The 14,973-nt window shown below is 65.3% G+C and carries 17 protein-coding genes and 1 tRNA gene; 12 read left to right on the top strand and 6 right to left on the bottom strand.

The features are described from left to right. Positions 1-135 precede the first annotated feature (135 nt). Positions 136-687, top strand: coding sequence for an ActR/PrrA/RegA family redox response regulator transcription factor (locus ILP92_RS02005; RefSeq protein ID WP_198914677.1), 552 nt, complete (start codon positions 136-138; stop codon positions 685-687). A gap of 9 nt (positions 688-696) precedes the next feature. On the opposite strand, the gene ILP92_RS02000 is transcribed toward ILP92_RS02005, so the two are convergent. Then, positions 697-1,290 carry an HD domain-containing protein gene (locus tag ILP92_RS02000; protein ID WP_198914676.1) on the bottom strand — a complete coding sequence of 198 codons (594 nt, stop codon included), beginning with the start codon at positions 1,288-1,290 and terminating at the stop codon, positions 697-699. A gap of 119 nt (positions 1,291-1,409) precedes the next feature. Here ILP92_RS02000 and ahcY point away from each other — a divergent pair, with 119 nt between their 5' ends. From ahcY to ILP92_RS01980, 4 genes are all read left to right on the top strand, one after another. Then, entirely contained in the window at positions 1,410-2,801 is a 1,392-nt protein-coding gene (gene ahcY, locus ILP92_RS01995) for an adenosylhomocysteinase (RefSeq protein ID WP_198914675.1), read from the top strand. Between the two features lie 169 nt (positions 2,802-2,970). Continuing rightward, on the top strand, positions 2,971-3,648 hold the full coding sequence (locus ILP92_RS01990; protein WP_214649917.1) for an amino acid ABC transporter permease: 678 nt from the start codon (positions 2,971-2,973) through the stop codon (positions 3,646-3,648). Continuing rightward, a complete protein-coding gene (locus tag ILP92_RS01985; RefSeq protein WP_214649916.1) occupies positions 3,645-4,355 on the top strand; it encodes an amino acid ABC transporter permease in 711 nt (236 codons plus the stop codon). Before ILP92_RS01990 ends, ILP92_RS01985 begins: the two co-directional genes overlap by 4 nt. 23 nt (positions 4,356-4,378) lie before the next feature. Beyond that, positions 4,379-5,155, top strand: coding sequence for a transporter substrate-binding domain-containing protein (locus ILP92_RS01980; RefSeq protein ID WP_198914674.1), 777 nt, complete (start codon positions 4,379-4,381; stop codon positions 5,153-5,155). A gap of 214 nt (positions 5,156-5,369) precedes the next feature. On the opposite strand, the gene ILP92_RS01975 is transcribed toward ILP92_RS01980, so the two are convergent. The 3 genes from ILP92_RS01975 to ILP92_RS18350 are packed head-to-tail and all read right to left on the bottom strand — an operon-like array spanning position 5,370 to position 7,398. Beyond that, a complete protein-coding gene (locus tag ILP92_RS01975) occupies positions 5,370-6,950 on the bottom strand; it encodes an alanine/glycine:cation symporter family protein (RefSeq protein ID WP_198914673.1) in 1,581 nt (526 codons plus the stop codon). 11 nt (positions 6,951-6,961) lie between these two features. Continuing rightward, complete coding sequence (locus ILP92_RS18355) at positions 6,962-7,186, bottom strand: universal stress protein (protein ID WP_235970987.1); 225 nt, start codon at positions 7,184-7,186, stop codon at positions 6,962-6,964. After that, complete coding sequence (locus ILP92_RS18350) at positions 7,183-7,398, bottom strand: universal stress protein (RefSeq protein ID WP_235970985.1); 216 nt, start codon at positions 7,396-7,398, stop codon at positions 7,183-7,185. Before ILP92_RS18350 ends, ILP92_RS18355 begins: the two co-directional genes overlap by 4 nt. Positions 7,399-7,634: 236 nt before the next feature. Between ILP92_RS18350 and ILP92_RS01965 the strand changes: the two genes are divergently transcribed. Together ILP92_RS01965 and ILP92_RS01960 are read left to right on the top strand one after the other, a co-directional pair. Next, on the top strand, positions 7,635-7,976 hold the full coding sequence (locus ILP92_RS01965) for a DUF2853 family protein (protein WP_198914672.1): 342 nt from the start codon (positions 7,635-7,637) through the stop codon (positions 7,974-7,976). A gap of 100 nt (positions 7,977-8,076) precedes the next feature. Beyond that, complete coding sequence (locus ILP92_RS01960) at positions 8,077-9,153, top strand: FUSC family protein (protein WP_198914671.1); 1,077 nt, start codon at positions 8,077-8,079, stop codon at positions 9,151-9,153. On the opposite strand, the gene ILP92_RS01955 is transcribed toward ILP92_RS01960, so the two are convergent. Then, positions 9,141-9,563, bottom strand: coding sequence for an EVE domain-containing protein (locus tag ILP92_RS01955; protein WP_198914670.1), 423 nt, complete (start codon positions 9,561-9,563; stop codon positions 9,141-9,143). The two genes, ILP92_RS01960 and ILP92_RS01955, sit on opposite strands and share 13 nt — an antisense overlap. Further along, complete coding sequence (tsaD, locus tag ILP92_RS01950) at positions 9,560-10,639, bottom strand: tRNA (adenosine(37)-N6)-threonylcarbamoyltransferase complex transferase subunit TsaD (RefSeq protein ID WP_198914669.1); 1,080 nt, start codon at positions 10,637-10,639, stop codon at positions 9,560-9,562. Before tsaD ends, ILP92_RS01955 begins: the two co-directional genes overlap by 4 nt. 138 nt (positions 10,640-10,777) lie before the next feature. On the opposite strand from tsaD, the gene ILP92_RS01945 reads away from it, so the two are divergent. From ILP92_RS01945 to ILP92_RS01925, 5 genes are all read left to right on the top strand, one after another. Next, on the top strand, positions 10,778-11,407 hold the full coding sequence (locus tag ILP92_RS01945; protein ID WP_198914668.1) for a uroporphyrinogen-III synthase: 630 nt from the start codon (positions 10,778-10,780) through the stop codon (positions 11,405-11,407). A gap of 66 nt (positions 11,408-11,473) precedes the next feature. Beyond that, positions 11,474-12,634 (top strand): COG4223 family protein, encoded by a 1,161-nt coding sequence (locus ILP92_RS18810; protein ID WP_198914667.1) that lies wholly within the window; start codon positions 11,474-11,476, stop codon positions 12,632-12,634. A gap of 12 nt (positions 12,635-12,646) precedes the next feature. Then, a complete protein-coding gene (locus ILP92_RS01935) occupies positions 12,647-14,263 on the top strand; it encodes a heme biosynthesis protein HemY (RefSeq protein ID WP_198914666.1) in 1,617 nt (538 codons plus the stop codon). Positions 14,264-14,313: 50 nt separating this feature from the next. Next, positions 14,314-14,389, top strand: a tRNA-Thr gene (locus ILP92_RS01930). A 122-nt stretch (positions 14,390-14,511) separates the two neighbouring features. Then, on the top strand, positions 14,512-14,928 hold the full coding sequence (locus tag ILP92_RS01925; protein WP_198914665.1) for a hypothetical protein: 417 nt from the start codon (positions 14,512-14,514) through the stop codon (positions 14,926-14,928). Positions 14,929-14,973 lie beyond the last annotated feature (45 nt).

The raw sequence follows: 14,973 nt of genomic DNA, 5'->3' as shown, positions 1-14,973 counted from the left end.
GCGCTTTATCTAGCGGCAAGCCCCGACGCTTCGCAATGGTCGGCCGCCTGGGCGTGGCGCGGTGCCGCGGATTGACGAAAGGGCATGGTGGCCTAGGTTTTCGGTCAGCAAATCAAACCCACGGATGCCCTTAAAATGAGCGAGACCGCCGCCAAGATCGGACCCGACAAGAGCCTGCTTCTGGTCGATGACGACGAGCCCTTCGTGAAGCGGCTTGCGCGCGCCATGGAAAAGCGCGGCTTCGAAGTCCGCACGGCCGAGACGGTCGCCGAAGGGCAGGCCATGGCCCGCGCGCAGCCGCCGGCTTATGCCGTGATCGACCTGCGCCTGGGCGATGGCAACGGTCTGGACGTGGTCGAGGCGATCCGCGAGAAGCGCGAGGACAGCCGCGTCGTGGTCCTGACCGGCTATGGCGCCATCGCGACGGCGGTTGCGGCCGTCAAGATCGGTGCGACCGATTACCTGTCCAAGCCCGCCGACGCCAACCAGATCAGCGCAGCACTGCTGGCCACGGGCGAGGATCTGCCGCCGCCGCCGGAAAATCCCATGTCCGCCGACCGGGTCCGGTGGGAGCATATCCAGCGCATCTACGAGCAGTGCGACCGCAATGTCAGCGAAACGGCTAGGCGGCTGAACATGCACCGCCGCACCTTGCAGCGGATCCTGGCGAAGCGCTCGCCGCGCTAAACGGGCGCGTCAGAGCTGGTTCAACAGGGCGGCGTGGCGCGCGACGAAGGCGTGGCGCGTCTCGACCGGCGGGCGCAGGACGATGCCGAGATCGGCGATCAGGTCGGCATTGGGCCGTCCGAAGAACCGCGTGGCTTCCGCTTCCGAAAATCCCGCGATCTGGGTGGCTTCCATCCACGCGCTGACCTTGTCGGCGGCCTTGATCTGCCGCTTCACCTTCACCGGCAGCATCGCGGGCAGACCGAAGCGCAGCTGGATCGCGGCGGTCAAACGCTCATCCAACGCGCCGTAGCTTGCGCCCACGGCCGCCTTCACCGGCGAGATCATGTCGCCGATCACGTATTCCGGAGCGTCGTGCAGAAGGGCCGCCAATTGCCAGCGTGGCTCGGGGCGGGGCACCATGCGCGTGAACAGCGTTTCGACCAGCAGCGAATGCTCGGCCACCGAATAGGCGAAATCGCCCGCCGTCTGCCCGTTCCAGCGCGCGACGAAGGCAAGGCCGTGGGCAATATCCTCGATCTCGATATCCACGGGCGTCGGGTCCAGCAGGTCCAGCCTGCGGCCCGACAACATCCGCTGCCACGCGCGGGGCGCCTTGGTCATGCTCGATCTCCTGCTCGGCGCGCGTTCGGCGGGGCGACGACGTGTCCCGAGACGCGGCGTTGTTTCGTTGACCACAAGGTGGTATCGCCGCCGCAAATCGGGAAATCAAGGATACTGTCATGGCCGAAGACTACGTCGTCAAAGACATCGCGCTTGCCGCCTATGGCCGCAAGGAATTGGACATCGCCGAGACCGAGATGCCGGGCCTGATCGCCTGCCGCGAGGAATACGGCGAGGCCAAGCCGCTGAAGGGCGCGCGCATCGTCGGCTCGCTGCACATGACGATCCAGACCGCCGTGCTGATCGAGACACTGACCGCGCTGGGCGCCGACGTGCGCTGGGCGTCGTGCAACATCTTTTCCACTCAGGACCACGCGGCGGCCGCCATCGCCGAAGCGGGTGTGCCGGTCTTCGCCGTGAAGGGCCAGTCGCTGGAACAGCACTGGGATTACCTGGACCGCTCGTTCCAATTCCCCGAGGGCCCGAACATGATCTTGGACGATGGCGGCGACGCGACGCTTTACGTGTTGCTCGGCGCGCGGGTCGAGGCGGGCGAGACCGACCTGATCGAAACCCCGACCTCGGAAGAAGAAGTCGCCGTGTTCGCGCAGATCAAGAAGCGGATGGAGCAGTCGCCCGGCTGGTTCACCAAGATGCGCGACCAGATCAAGGGCGTGACCGAAGAAACCACCACCGGGGTGCATCGTCTTTATGATCTGAAGAAGAAGGGCCAACTGCCGTTCCCGGCGATCAACGTGAACGACAGCGTCACGAAGTCGAAATTCGACAACAAGTACGGCTGCAAGGAATCGCTGGTGGACGGGATCCGCCGCGCCACCGACACCATGATGGCCGGCAAGGTCGCCGTGGTCATGGGCTACGGCGACGTGGGCAAGGGCTCGGCCGCGTCGCTGCGTGGCGCTGGTGCGCGGGTGAAGGTCACGGAAGTCGATCCGATCTGTGCGCTGCAGGCGGCCATGGACGGGTTCGAGGTCGTGCTGCTGGAAGACGTGGTGAGCAGCGCGGACATCTTCATCACCACCACCGGCAACAAGGACGTGATCCGCATCGAGCACATGCGCGAGATGAAGGACATGGCGATCGTCGGCAATATCGGCCACTTCGACAACGAGATCCAGGTCGCCAACCTGAAGAACCACAAGTGGACCAACATCAAGGACCAGGTGGACATGATCGAGATGCCGTCTGGCAACCGGATCATCCTTCTGTCCGAAGGCCGCCTGCTGAACCTGGGCAACGCCACGGGCCACCCGTCCTTCGTGATGAGCGCGTCGTTCACCAACCAGGTGCTGGCCCAGATCGAGCTGTGGAAGAACGGCGGCGAGTATGAAAACGACGTCTACATCCTGCCCAAGCGCCTGGACGAAAAGGTCGCGCGGCTGCACCTGGACCGCATCGGCGTGAAGCTGACCGAGCTCAATTCCGAGCAGGCCGCCTATATCGGCGTGACGCCCGAGGGGCCGTTCAAGCCCGAGCATTACCGCTATTGATGACGGACGGGGCGGCGCTTGGCGTCGCCCCTGTGCCGCCCCCTGCGGCGGAATCGGGCATGCCGCCCAAATTTTCCCCAACCTTGCCGGATCCCCTGCGCACACGCGCCCGTGATGTGGACCTCTGCCATGCCGCGCCGTGATGCTTGTCGCCACGTAAAGGTGGCACATGGATCTCAGGTTCTTCGAAATCTACCGCAATCCCGACTACCTGCTGATGCTGCTTCAGGGGGCGGGGATGAGCGCGGGACTGACCGCGTTGTCGGGTGTGCTGGGTTTCGTGCTGGCGCTGGCGCTCGCCTACCTGCGGCATCGAAAGGTGCCGCTTCTGGGTCATGTCGCCGCCGCCTATGTCGAGTTCATCCGCAACACGCCGCTGATCGTGCAGCTGTTCTTCGTGGCCTTCGGGCTGCCCATGCTTCTAGGCTATCAGTGGCCGTTCTGGGGCCACGCGATCCTGGCCCTGACGTTGAATTTCAGTGCCTATTTCAGCGAAATCCTGCGCGCGGGGTTCACGTCGGTCGATGACGGCCAGTACGAGGCCGCCGACGCGCTGGGCATCCCGCGCTGGGTGATGTTCGTGAAGGTCGTGCTGCCGCAGGCGGTGGCGCGGATGTTCCCGTCGCTGAATTCGCAGTTCATCTTCTTGTTCCTGACCACCGGCGTCCTGTCCGAAATCGGGGTCAACGACCTGACCCAGGCGGGCCTGTTCATCGACAGCCGCACATTCCGATCGTTCGAGGTCTTCCTGACGCTGACGGTCATCTATATCGGCATCTCGCTGGCGTTCAAAACCGCGATGACGTTGCTGCAGAAGCGGATGTTCCGCTGGCAGGTGGCTCGATGAAAGAGCTGTTCGGCCAGATCTTCGGCGAGCCGCAGGGCGTCGTGCTGTTCCAGCTGATCGCGGCCACGCAGTTCACCATCTATCTGTCGTTGATCGCCTTCGTGGGCGGCGGTCTTCTGGGCGGGCTTATCACGGTGCTGCGGATCACCAAGAGCCGCTGGGCCAGGCGGATCGCCATTTCCTACATCTGGGTGTTCCAGGCGACGCCGCTGCTGATGCTGTTGTTCCTGCTGGGGCTGGGCGTGCCGAAGCTGCTGGCCATCGACGTCAGCCCCTGGACCGCCGCCGCGCTGGCACTGACGCTTTATACCAGCGCCTACCTGTCGGACGTTTGGCGCGGCGCCATCGAAAGCGTGGGCGCGGGCCAGTGGGAAGGGGCCGAGGCGCTGGGCCTGCGCTTCCTGCCGACGCTGAGGCTAATCATCCTGCCGCAGGCGCTGCGCGTGGCGCTGGCGCCGACCGTGGGCTTCATGGTGCAGATCATCAAGGGCACGTCGCTGGCCTATATCATCGGGTTTTCCGACCTCATGGCCATCGGCAAGCGCTGGGCCAACGCGCCCGTGGACGGGACCGAGCCCTTCGTCATCTTCCCGATCATGTCGCTGATCTATTTCTGCCTGTGCTTCCCGCTGTCGCTGCTGGCGCGGCGGCTGGAAAACAGGCTGGGCACCCATTCCCGCAAGGCCATCACCCCGACCGCCGCATGATTTTCAACAAAGGAGAAGACACCATGACATTTCTGAAGACCCTCGCAACCGCCGCGCTGGTGGCGCTGCCCGTACCGGCGCTGGCCGAACTGAGCGATATCCTCGAGCGCGGCACGGTCCGCATCGCGGTGCCCGAGAGTTTCCCGCCCTTCGGCGCCTTGGGCCCGTCGGGCGAACACGAAGGCTACGACGTGGACGTGGCCCGGTTGGTGGCCGAGAACATGGGCGTCGAGCTGGAAATCGTGCCCGTCGTGTCGAAGCAGCGCATCCCGTTCCTTGAGACGGACCGGGTGGACATGGTGATTTCGGTCATGGGCGCCAACCCCGAGCGGGCCCGGTCGATCTGGTTCTCGGCCGCCTACGCGCCGTTCTATTCCGGCGCCTTCGCCACCGCCGACAAGTCCATCGAAAGCGCCGACGATCTGTCGGGGATGAGCGTGGGCCTGACCGGCGGCACGCTGGAAGATCTCGAGCTGACGAAGATCGCGCCCGACGACGTGGAAATCGTGCGCTTCGGCGACAACGCCGCCACCATGTCGGCCTTCACGTCGGGCCAGGTGGACGTGCTGGTGTCGGGCAACACCGCCGCCGCCGAGATCACCGAGAAGAACCCGGACATGGGGCTGGAGACCAAGTTCATCCTGAAGCAATCGCCCGCCTTCATCGGTATCAAGAAGGGCGACACCGACCTGCTGCAATGGACCAACGTGTTCATCCTGCACAAGAAGCTGGGCGGTGAGCTGGACGAGATCAGCCAGAAATGGCTGGGCCAGCCCTTGCCGGACCTGCCGACTTTCTAGGCACCTCTTCGACGCAGAAAAGGCCCGGTATTCCTTGGGGGATGCCGGGCCTTTTCCTGTCTTGCGGAGCTCGGGGACGCTTCGAAGATTGCCCAGAGCGTTTCTGCATTTCGACCTTGTCAGAGCGTGGCCCGCCGTCTTCGGCCTCGCCCGCGGTCATCAACCGTTCGGCAAGGCAGGCCGCCCCGGTCTGGGGCGGCCAACCCTTCTCAGGTCATTCGCCCGGCTTCACGCCCGGCGCCACGTCGCTGGACCCGGAGTATTTCTTGATCTCGCCCGAGCGCAGGCGCTTGACGTAGCTGTCCAGTTCGCCCCGAACGATGGGCATCAGAAGATACAGCGCGATGATGTTGACGATCGCCATCGAGAACAGCATCGCGTCCGAGAAGTCGATCACCGGACCCAGCGAGGCCGCCGCGCCGATCACGATGAAGACGCAGAAAATGATCTTGAAGATCAGCTCCTTCACCTCGCCTTCGCCAAGGATGTAGGTCCAGGCCTTCAGGCCGTAATAGGACCAGCTGATCATCGTCGAGAACGCGAACAGCACCACCGCGACGGCCAGCATGATCGGGAACCAGCTGAAGGTCTGGGCATAGGCCAGCGACGTAAGCGCGACACCCTGCACGCCGTCCTCGGTCTGGATGCGGCCGGCTTCGGCGTTCCAGATGTAAAGGCCGGTTTCGGGATCCACCTGCAGGACGCCGGTGATCACGATGACCAGCGCGGTCATGGTGCAGATCACCACCGTGTCGATGAACGGCTCAAGCAGGGCGACGTAACCTTCGGTCACCGGCTCCTTGGTCTTCACCGCCGAGTGCGCGATGGCGGCCGAGCCGATCCCTGCCTCGTTCGAGAATGCGGCACGCCGGAACCCCTGGATCAGTGCGCCCGTGAAGCCGCCGACCACGCCAAGCCCGGTGAACGCGCCCACGAAGATCTGTCCGAAGGCCCACAGGATCTGGTCGTAATTGATCAGCAGGATCAGGATCGACACCAGCACGTAGAAGATGCCCATGAACGGCACGACCTTTTCGGTCACGCGCGCGATGGACTTCAGACCGCCCGCGATGACGGCGAAGGTGACACCTGCAAGCAGCACGCCGGTGATCCAGCCAGGATAGTCACCGATCACGCCCGATAGCTGCGCGTGCGCCTGGTTGGCCTGGAACATGTTGCCGCCGCCCAGCGCGCCGAGGATCGTGAAGATGCAGAACAGGATCGCCATGATCTTGCCCATGGGCAGGCCGCGTTCCGCGAAGCCCTTGGTCATGTAGTACATGGGCCCGCCCGAAACGGTGCCGTTCGGGTATTCGTTGCGGTATTTCACGCCCAGCGTGCATTCGGTGAACTTGGTCGCCATGCCGAAGAGGCCCGCGACGATCATCCAGAACGTGGCCCCCGGCCCGCCGATGCCGACGGCGACCGCGACGCCCGCGATGTTGCCCAGGCCCACGGTGCCCGACAGGGCAGTGGCCAGCGCCTGGAAGTGGCTGACTTCGCCCGCGTCGTTGGGATCGGAATAATCCCCCTTCACCAGCCGGATCGAATGGACGAACCCCTTGAACTGGATGAACCCGAAATAGAAGGTGAAGACCAGCGCGCCGACGACGAGCCACAGCGCGATCCAGCTGAAATTGGTGCCCGGCAAGGGCGCGAAGATGAAGCCCACGTACCATCCGGTATAGTCGGCGAAGATCTGGTTGATCGTCTCGTCGACCGATTGCGCCCGCGCCGCACCGGCGAAGGCGAGCGTGGACAAGGCGACCACAAGCAGTTTTGCGAGATTTTGCATGACGTGACCCTTCACGGAATGATGATTGTCGGAACGGTGGCGATCTGCGCCAGTCCAAGCGGGACCGAGCCGAAGATCCGGGCGGTGATCGAATTGCCCCCCGAGCGGCCCACGAAGATCGCGTTGGCCGCGCATTCCGTCGCGGCTTCCGAGACCAGGTCGACGACATTGCCGAACTTCAATGTGCCGATGGCTTCGACGCCCGCGCTGCGGGCCTTTTCCAGCGCCGGCTTCATGATGACCTCTTCCGCGCGCTCCAGCCTTCCTTGCGCTTGCCCGCACGTTCTTCGATCTCTTCCGGTGTCAGGAACTGGAATGGCGACCATTCCAGAACGTGGACGATATTGAGTGTCCCGCTCGCCTCGAGGGCGTGCTGGACGGCGTAATCCAATACCGTCGATGAGTGCGCGTCGCCCTCGTAGGCGACGACATAAGTCCTTTTTGTCATAGTATTTGTCCCCCGTCGTTTTTCCGACCGGTACGACTCGGGGCCGTCCGATTCCTCGGACAAGTTTACATAGATTTCAGCATTTGCGGCGAAATCCTGCAGTGGCGCGAAAATTGTGCGGTTTTTGGAACATATAAGCCGGAAAATACGCCAACTTGACGGAATCATCCGCGTCGCGAAAAATCCCTGTGCATCACTTCGCGCATTGTTTCACAGATTTGGGGAGGGACAGACCCGTGGGAAAACGAGACGAACTGATCGAGAAATACGCCAAGGATCTTCGCGAAAAGTGCGGCATGGAGCCTGACATGGACCTGCTGCGCAAAGTCACGATCGGCTGCGGACCGGCGATCTACAACGACGACGCGTCCACCGTGGCCGCGTCCGACACCGAAGAGCTGAACCGCATCAAGGAAAACTTCCTGATGAAGAAGCTGGGCCTGCCGGACAGCGAAAGCCTGATGGGCGGCATCCAGGAAGTGATCCGCATCTACGGCCGCGAGAACCGCAACAAGTATCGTGCCGTGGTCTATTACATGCTGACCAAGCATTTCAGCAAGGAATCGGCCTACGGCTGATCCTGACCTCCGTGACGCTCGGTGAGATGATCGCCGGGCGCATCCCGCTTTAAGCCGCAGAACGGCGCGCTAGTTACCAAGCAGCGCAGGCGGAGACGGCATGTCCAGCAAACCATTCGATTGGCTGTTCGAAGACGGCAACCCCATGGACTGGCGTACCGTCGCCATCACCATGCTGGCCGTCGCCTTGCCCCCGGTGATCGCCGTGCTGATCTACGGCCGCATGGGCGCGGTCGCCTTCATCGCCGCCTTGCCCGCATACCTTGCCGCCAAGGACGCGGGCGTTCTGAACTCGTCCGTGGTCACGCTGGTCATGGGGATGGCGGGCCTTCTGGCGCTGGGCGACCCGGACATGGCGCTGATCGTCGCGCCCTGCCTGGGGATCATCACCGGCATCTGCGGCAAGTCCGGCATGGCCCGTCCGTGCCTGCGGGCGCTGATCACCTGGACCGTGTTCACGTCGCCGATCCTGCCCGCCGACGAAAAGCCGATGCTTTTCGCCATCTTCATCCTGGCGATGATCTGGTCGCTGCTGGTGGCCGCCTGGTTCGACCAGACCCGCACCAGCGGGGACGAGGATCGCGAAAGCGACGAATACGCGCTGATCTTCGGCTCGCTCTTCGCCTTCGGGCTGGCCGCATCGGTCTTCGTGGGCGGACGTTTTTTCGGCGAACACGGGTTCTGGTTTCCCCTGACGTTCGTGGTGCTGTGCATTCCGCCGCATGGACGCTTGTTCAAGCGCACGGTAAAGCGGACGGTCGGCACGATACTGGGCACTGCCGTGGCCATCGGCTTCGCGTGGATAAGCGAGGATACGTGGCTGCTGATCACCCTGGGCGCGGTGTCGCTGGCGCTGTCCTTCCGCACGCTGCCGTGGAACTACACGGTCTTCACCGCGTGCCTGACCGTATCGGTGCTCGAGGTTCTCGCACTCGTGTCCGACATCAGCACGCTTGCCTTCGAGCGCCTTTATACCATGGCGGCGGCGGCGGTGATGACCTTCGCGCTGGGCGCGCTCGGGGTGCTGGGCCTGTGGCTTCTGAAGCCCGACGCGCTGAAGGTGCTGCAACAGGATGACGACGCCGCGACCGATGCCGACCAGCAGGATGACGACGCCGCGACCGATGGCGAGCAGCAGGATGACGACGACGGCGATACCGCCGATCAGCCGTCCTGAAGCCCACCCATCCTGCAGATCAACGACCATTCGTCGGCCGTCACGGGCTGCACCGACAGGCGGCTGTTCTTGACCAGCACCATGTCCGCCAGTTCCGGGGTCTGTTTCACCGCGTCCAGGGTCACCGGCTCGGGCAGGGTTTCCAGCGCCCGGATATCCACGCAGTCCCAGCGGTCGTCGTCGGTGGTGCTGTCGGGATGGGCCGCGGCGCAGATCTCGACGGTGCCGACGATCGCGCGCGCCTTTTGCGAGTGATAGAAGAAGCCCCGGTCGCCCACCGCCATCTCGCGCATGAAGTTGCGCGCCTGGTAGTTGCGCACGCCGCCCCATTCCTCGCCGGCGGCGCCCTTTGCGAGCTGGTCGTCCCAGCTCCAGTCCGAGGGTTCGGATTTGAACAGCCAATATCTCATGCTTTCGCTCCCCTTTTGCCACTACCCAGCATCGGGGCCGCGTCCTGATCCAGCGGCCAGCGCGGGCGCGCGCCCAGATCCGGCCCGTCGCTCTGGCCAAGCCTGAACCGCTCGATCCCGGCCCAGGCGATCATCGCGGCGTTGTCGGTGCAGAGCGCCAGCGGCGGCGCGACGAAGGGCAGGTTCCGAGCCTGCGCCAGATCGCTCAGCGCCGCGCGGATCGCACCGTTCGCCGCGACCCCGCCCGCCACGGCAAAGGCGGTCACGTCGCCCGCCATGTCCAGCGCCGCCTGCGACTTGCGCGCCAGGATGTCGGCCACCGCCGCCTGGAACGACGCGCACAGGTCGGCCCGCACCGTGCGGGGCAGCGCGCCATCCACCAGCGCGGCGTCGCGGGCGCGCAGCACGGCGGTCTTCAGGCCCGAGAAGGACATGTCGCATCCCGCGCGGTCCAGCAGCGGCCGGGGCAGGGGGATCGTTGCCTGCCCGTCGCGCGCCCCGGCTTCAACCTGCGGGCCGCCGGGCTGCGGAAGGGCAAGCGCCTTGGCGATCTTGTCGAAGGCCTCGCCCGGGGCGTCGTCGATGGTGCCGCCCAGCCGCGTGAAGCGGGTCGGACCCTCGACGCGCAGGAACTGGCAATGTCCCCCCGACACCAGCAGCATCAGGTAGGGGAAAGACACCGCGTCGGTCAGGCGCGGGGTCAGCGCGTGGCCCGCCAGGTGATTGATGCCGAGGATCGGCACGTCCCAGGCCACGGCGAGCGCCTTGGCGAAACTGACACCGGCCATCAATCCGCCGATCAGGCCGGGCCCGGCCGTCACCGCGATCGCGGCCAGGTCTTGCGGCGCAAGACCGGCGTCCGACATCGCCTTTTCGACACTTAAGTCGAGCTTTTCCACATGGGCCCGCGCCGCGATTTCAGGCACGACTCCGCCGAAATCGCGGTGAAGCTCGGTCTGGCTGGACACCACGTTCGACAGGATTTCGCCCCGCCCATCCGCGCACACGCGCACCAGCGCGGCGCCGGTATCGTCGCAGCTGCTTTCTATGCCCAGGATGGTCGTTCGGGGGGTCATGCGGTCCTGTTGCGTCTGGTCGACACGCCGCGTAGCACTTGAGCGCAAGCCCGTCCATCGCCAGCAGGTGTCGCCATCGCCCATCCAGCCCTGGTCCTGACGCGTCCGCTGGATGCCGCGCATGACACCGCGCGCACGGTGCGTGCCGCCGGTTTTGCGGGGCCGATCCTGTTTTCACCCGTGTTGCGGATCGTGCCCGTCGCCCCCGGCGACCTTCCCGAAGGCACCTTGGTCTTCACGTCCCGCCACGCCGTCTTGCGGGCCACGGCGCTTGGCCTGGCGGACCGGCCCGCCGTCGCTGTCGGGGACGCCACCGCGCGTTCTGCACGCCTGCGCGGCTTCGCGTGCGACGTGGGACCGGGCGACGCGGCGGGGCTGGTGGACTTCCTGCTGCGCCGCACGACGGGCCCGCTTCTGCACCTGCGCGGACGCCATGTGACGTTCGATCTGACGCTGGCCCCGCGGCAGGCCGGTCGCGCCGCCGCCGATCGCGTCGTCTATGACCAGCTGGACCAGCCCCTGACCGAAGCGGCGCGGCGGATGCTGACCGAACAGAGCTGCCTGTTGCCGCTTTACAGCCCCCGCTCGGCGCGGCTGGTCGCAGGGCAACTCGACCCCGCGCGGGCCCGTCCCACCGTCATCGCGATCAGCAAGGCGGTGGCCGAGGCTTGGCCATTGCCGGGTCCGCTCCATATTGCACAGGTGCCGAATGCGGCCGGGATGATTGCCCGGATCGGTGCCCTTGTTGCGCCGGACGGGGAACGTTAAGGTCCTTTGTGGCTTGAACAATGAACACAACAGCCCCTTCTTGGGCAGGACAAAGGTGGGACGCAGGTGGCGACGACTGACACATCCGATACGGCCGAGACCTCTGGATCGAACAGCGCGCCGGGCGACGGCCCCTCGTTTCTGACCCTTATCCTTGGCGGTTTTCTTGCGGCTGCGATCGGGTATGTCGCAGCCTATTACGGCGAGTTCTCGTTGTTTGGCACCGATGACGGCGCGCAGGACGAGCTGGTGCAAGTGGTCGCTTCGCAAGACGAGCTGACCCAGGTGGTCGCTTCGCAGGAAGCGCGCCTCGACCAGATCGAAAGCCTGCTGGGCGCCCCGGACGAGATGACGGCGCGGCTGGAAGCGTCGGATGCGGGGCTCAGCGAATTGCAGAACAACTTCGGCTCGCTGGCCGGGAACATCGATTCGCTGAACGAGCGGATCGGCGGTGTCGAGGCCGGGATCGCCAGCCTGGCCGAAGCCGATGGGACCGATGACGGCGCTCCGGCTTTCGATCCGGCGGTAATCGCCGAGCTGTCGCAGAACACCGACAGCCTGCAGGCCACCTTCCAGGCCCGTATCGACGAGCTGTCGCAGCGGATCGACCAGATGAGCAGCGGCGAACAGGTCGCGGCGCTTCAGCAGCAGCTGGCGGATCTGGGCGCCCGGCTCGACTCGCAATCGGACGCCATCGCCCAGGCCCAAGCGGCCGCCGAAGCGGAAACGCGCCGCATCTCGGCGCAGGCCGCCCTGAGCGAGATCCGCGCCGCCATCGAGGCGGGCGAGGCTTATTCCGACGCCGTCGGCGCCTATACCGAGGCGTCGGGGCAGGAATTGCCCCCGGCTCTGGTCGAACCGGCCGCCGACGGGGTCGCGACGCTGGTCGCGTTGCAGAACGACTTTCCGGACGCGGCACGCGCGGCCCTGGACGCGTCGCTTCAGGTGACGGCGGGCGGGGGCGCGCTCGATCGCGTCGGAGCCTTCCTGAAATCGCAGACCGGCGCGCGGGCGCTGGACGAACAGGAAGGCACCGGCCCCGACGCGGTGCTGTCGCGCGCCGAGGCCCGCCTGCGCGAGGGCGACTTGCAGGCCGCGCTGTCCGAACTCGACGGATTGCCGCAGGAAGGCCGCGACGCGATGTCCGGCTGGATCTCACGCGCCCAGGCGCGCGTCGACGCCCGCGCCGCACTTGCCGATCTCGCCACTTCAACGACAAGCAATTAAGGACGTTCCGGTATGCTGTGGTCCCTCATCAAGGTCGTTCTTTTCTTCTGCGCGGTTGCATTCCTGACATGGGGCGCGGGGCAGCTGCTCAACGCCGACGGAACGATCCGCGTGGCTTTCGCCAATACCGAGTTCACGCTGGGCCCGTTGCAAACCGCCGTGGCGGCGGTGCTGCTGCTGGTCGCGGTCTGGATCCTGCTGAAACTGCTGGGTCTTTTCGTGGCGCTTGTCCGGTTCCTGAACGGCGATGAAACCGCCATCAGCCGCCACTTTTCGCGCAACCGCGAAAAGAAGGGTCTGAACGCGCTCGCCGATGCGCTGCTGGCCTTGGCGTCGGGCGAGGGCAAGGAAGCCCAGGCCAATGCGCAGAAAGCGCAGAAATACCTGGACCGCCCCGAACTCACCAACCTGCTCGTGGCCCAAGGTGCCGAGATGACCGGGGATCGCAAGACCGCCGAGCGGGTCTACAAGGATCTGCTCAGCGATGACCGCACCCGCTTCGTGGGCGTGCGTGGCTTGATGAAGCAGAAGCTCGAGGACGGCGACACCGACACGGCGCTGGCGCTGGCTGAAAAGGCCTTCGCGCTGAAGCCCAAGCATGGCGAGACGCAGGACACCCTGCTGCGCCTGCAGGCGGGCAAGCACGACTGGAAGGGCGCGCGCCGCACCCTGGGCGCCAAGCTGAAATACGGCACCCTGCCGCGCGACGTGCACAAGCGCCGCGACGCGGTGCTGGCGCTGTCGGAAGCCAAGGATCTGCTGCACGAAGACAGCGACATCCGCACCCGCGAAAACGCGATCGAGGCGAACCGCCTGTCGCCGGACCTGATCCCGGCCGCGGTCATGGCCGCGCGCGGCTACACCAAGAACAACCAGACCCGTTACGCCACGCGCGTGCTTAAGAAGGCCTGGGAAGCGCAGCCGCATCCCGACCTGGCCGCCGCCTTCGCCGACATCGCGCCGGACGAGACGCCCGAACAGCGTCTGCGCCGCTTCACCACGCTGACCCGGATCAAGCCCGACCATCCCGAGACGAAGATGCTCCTGGCCGAGCTGCATATCGCGAACGAGGATTTCCCCGCCGCCCGACGGGCGCTGGGCGACCTGGCGACCAACGATCCCACCGCGCGTTCGGTCACGATCATGGCCGCCATCGAACGGGGTGAGGGCGCCGACGACGCGGTCGTCCGTGGTTGGCTGACCAAGGCGGTCAGCGTGCCGCGTGGTCCGCAATGGGTCTGCGACAACTGCCACACCGTCCATTCCGAGTGGGAGCCGATCTGCGGCAATTGCGGTGCCTTCGACACGCTGTCCTGGACCGTGCCCAAGGAAGGCATCGTCGCCATGCCCGCGCAGACCGAGATGCTTCCGCTGATCGTCGGGTCGGTGGAAGACAAGCGCAACGAGGTCGTCGTGACCGAGGCCGAGCTGGTGCATAGCCCGTCGGACAAGGCGGATGGACCGGACGCTTCGACGTCAGGAAAACCGGCCACGACACTGGACGACACCGCGAAAGGGGACGTGCCGCACGTGTCCGAGGACAGCCGCGACATGCCGACGAATGTCCCGGAAGCCGAGGTGATCGTCCCCCAGGACCAGCGCGACGCCGAAAACGCGAAACGCGCCTGATAGCCCCTTTCACCGGCGCAAGATCCTTGTTATGGACCGCGCCGGTGGACGCCGCTGTAGCTCAGCTGGTAGAGCACGTCATTCGTAATGATGGGGTCGGGGGTTCGAGTCCCTTCAGCGGCACCACTATCGCATCGCCTTTTGCATCGACCCTGGCCTGGCGCGATTTGCGCCGCCGTGTCGTCGCGCAGGATCCGACCTACAAGAATGTCATTTGCGTTTGACGGTTCGCTTGGTAGGTGGATTGCGTGACTTTCGTGAAACGCCTTCTTCGAGACCTTCGTGCCAAACAGGTTGCCCTGTTGGCCGTCTTGGTCTGTCTGGTTCTCGTGAACTCGGCGTCGTCCGTTCTGGCCGCTCAGCACGCGATGCACGCCGACCCGTCGCCTGCGATGTCCGGAAACGCCATGGCTCACATGGATCACGGCAGACACATGTCGCATCACCGGGCCGGATCCGAAGCGACACCGCTCGACCCGCAATCGGAAGACGCCGCGGCATCGTCCGACTGCGCGATGGTGTCGTGTTGCGGCCACGCGATGAAGACGGTTGCGGCGTTTGCGTCCGACCCGGATTATTCCGGGCTGATCTACGACATCACGCAAGCCGCGTCCTGGGGCGATCGGCAACCTCACCTGCAGGACAGGCCACCCAAACACCTCTGATCCGGAATGCGCCCGGGCCGCAACGACACGCGTGCCCGGATTTCC

It is taken from the genome of Palleronia pontilimi (assembly GCF_016412875.1).
Lineage (GTDB): Bacteria > Pseudomonadota > Alphaproteobacteria > Rhodobacterales > Rhodobacteraceae > Palleronia > Palleronia pontilimi.
This window is presented reverse-complemented; position numbering and strand designations above follow the sequence as displayed.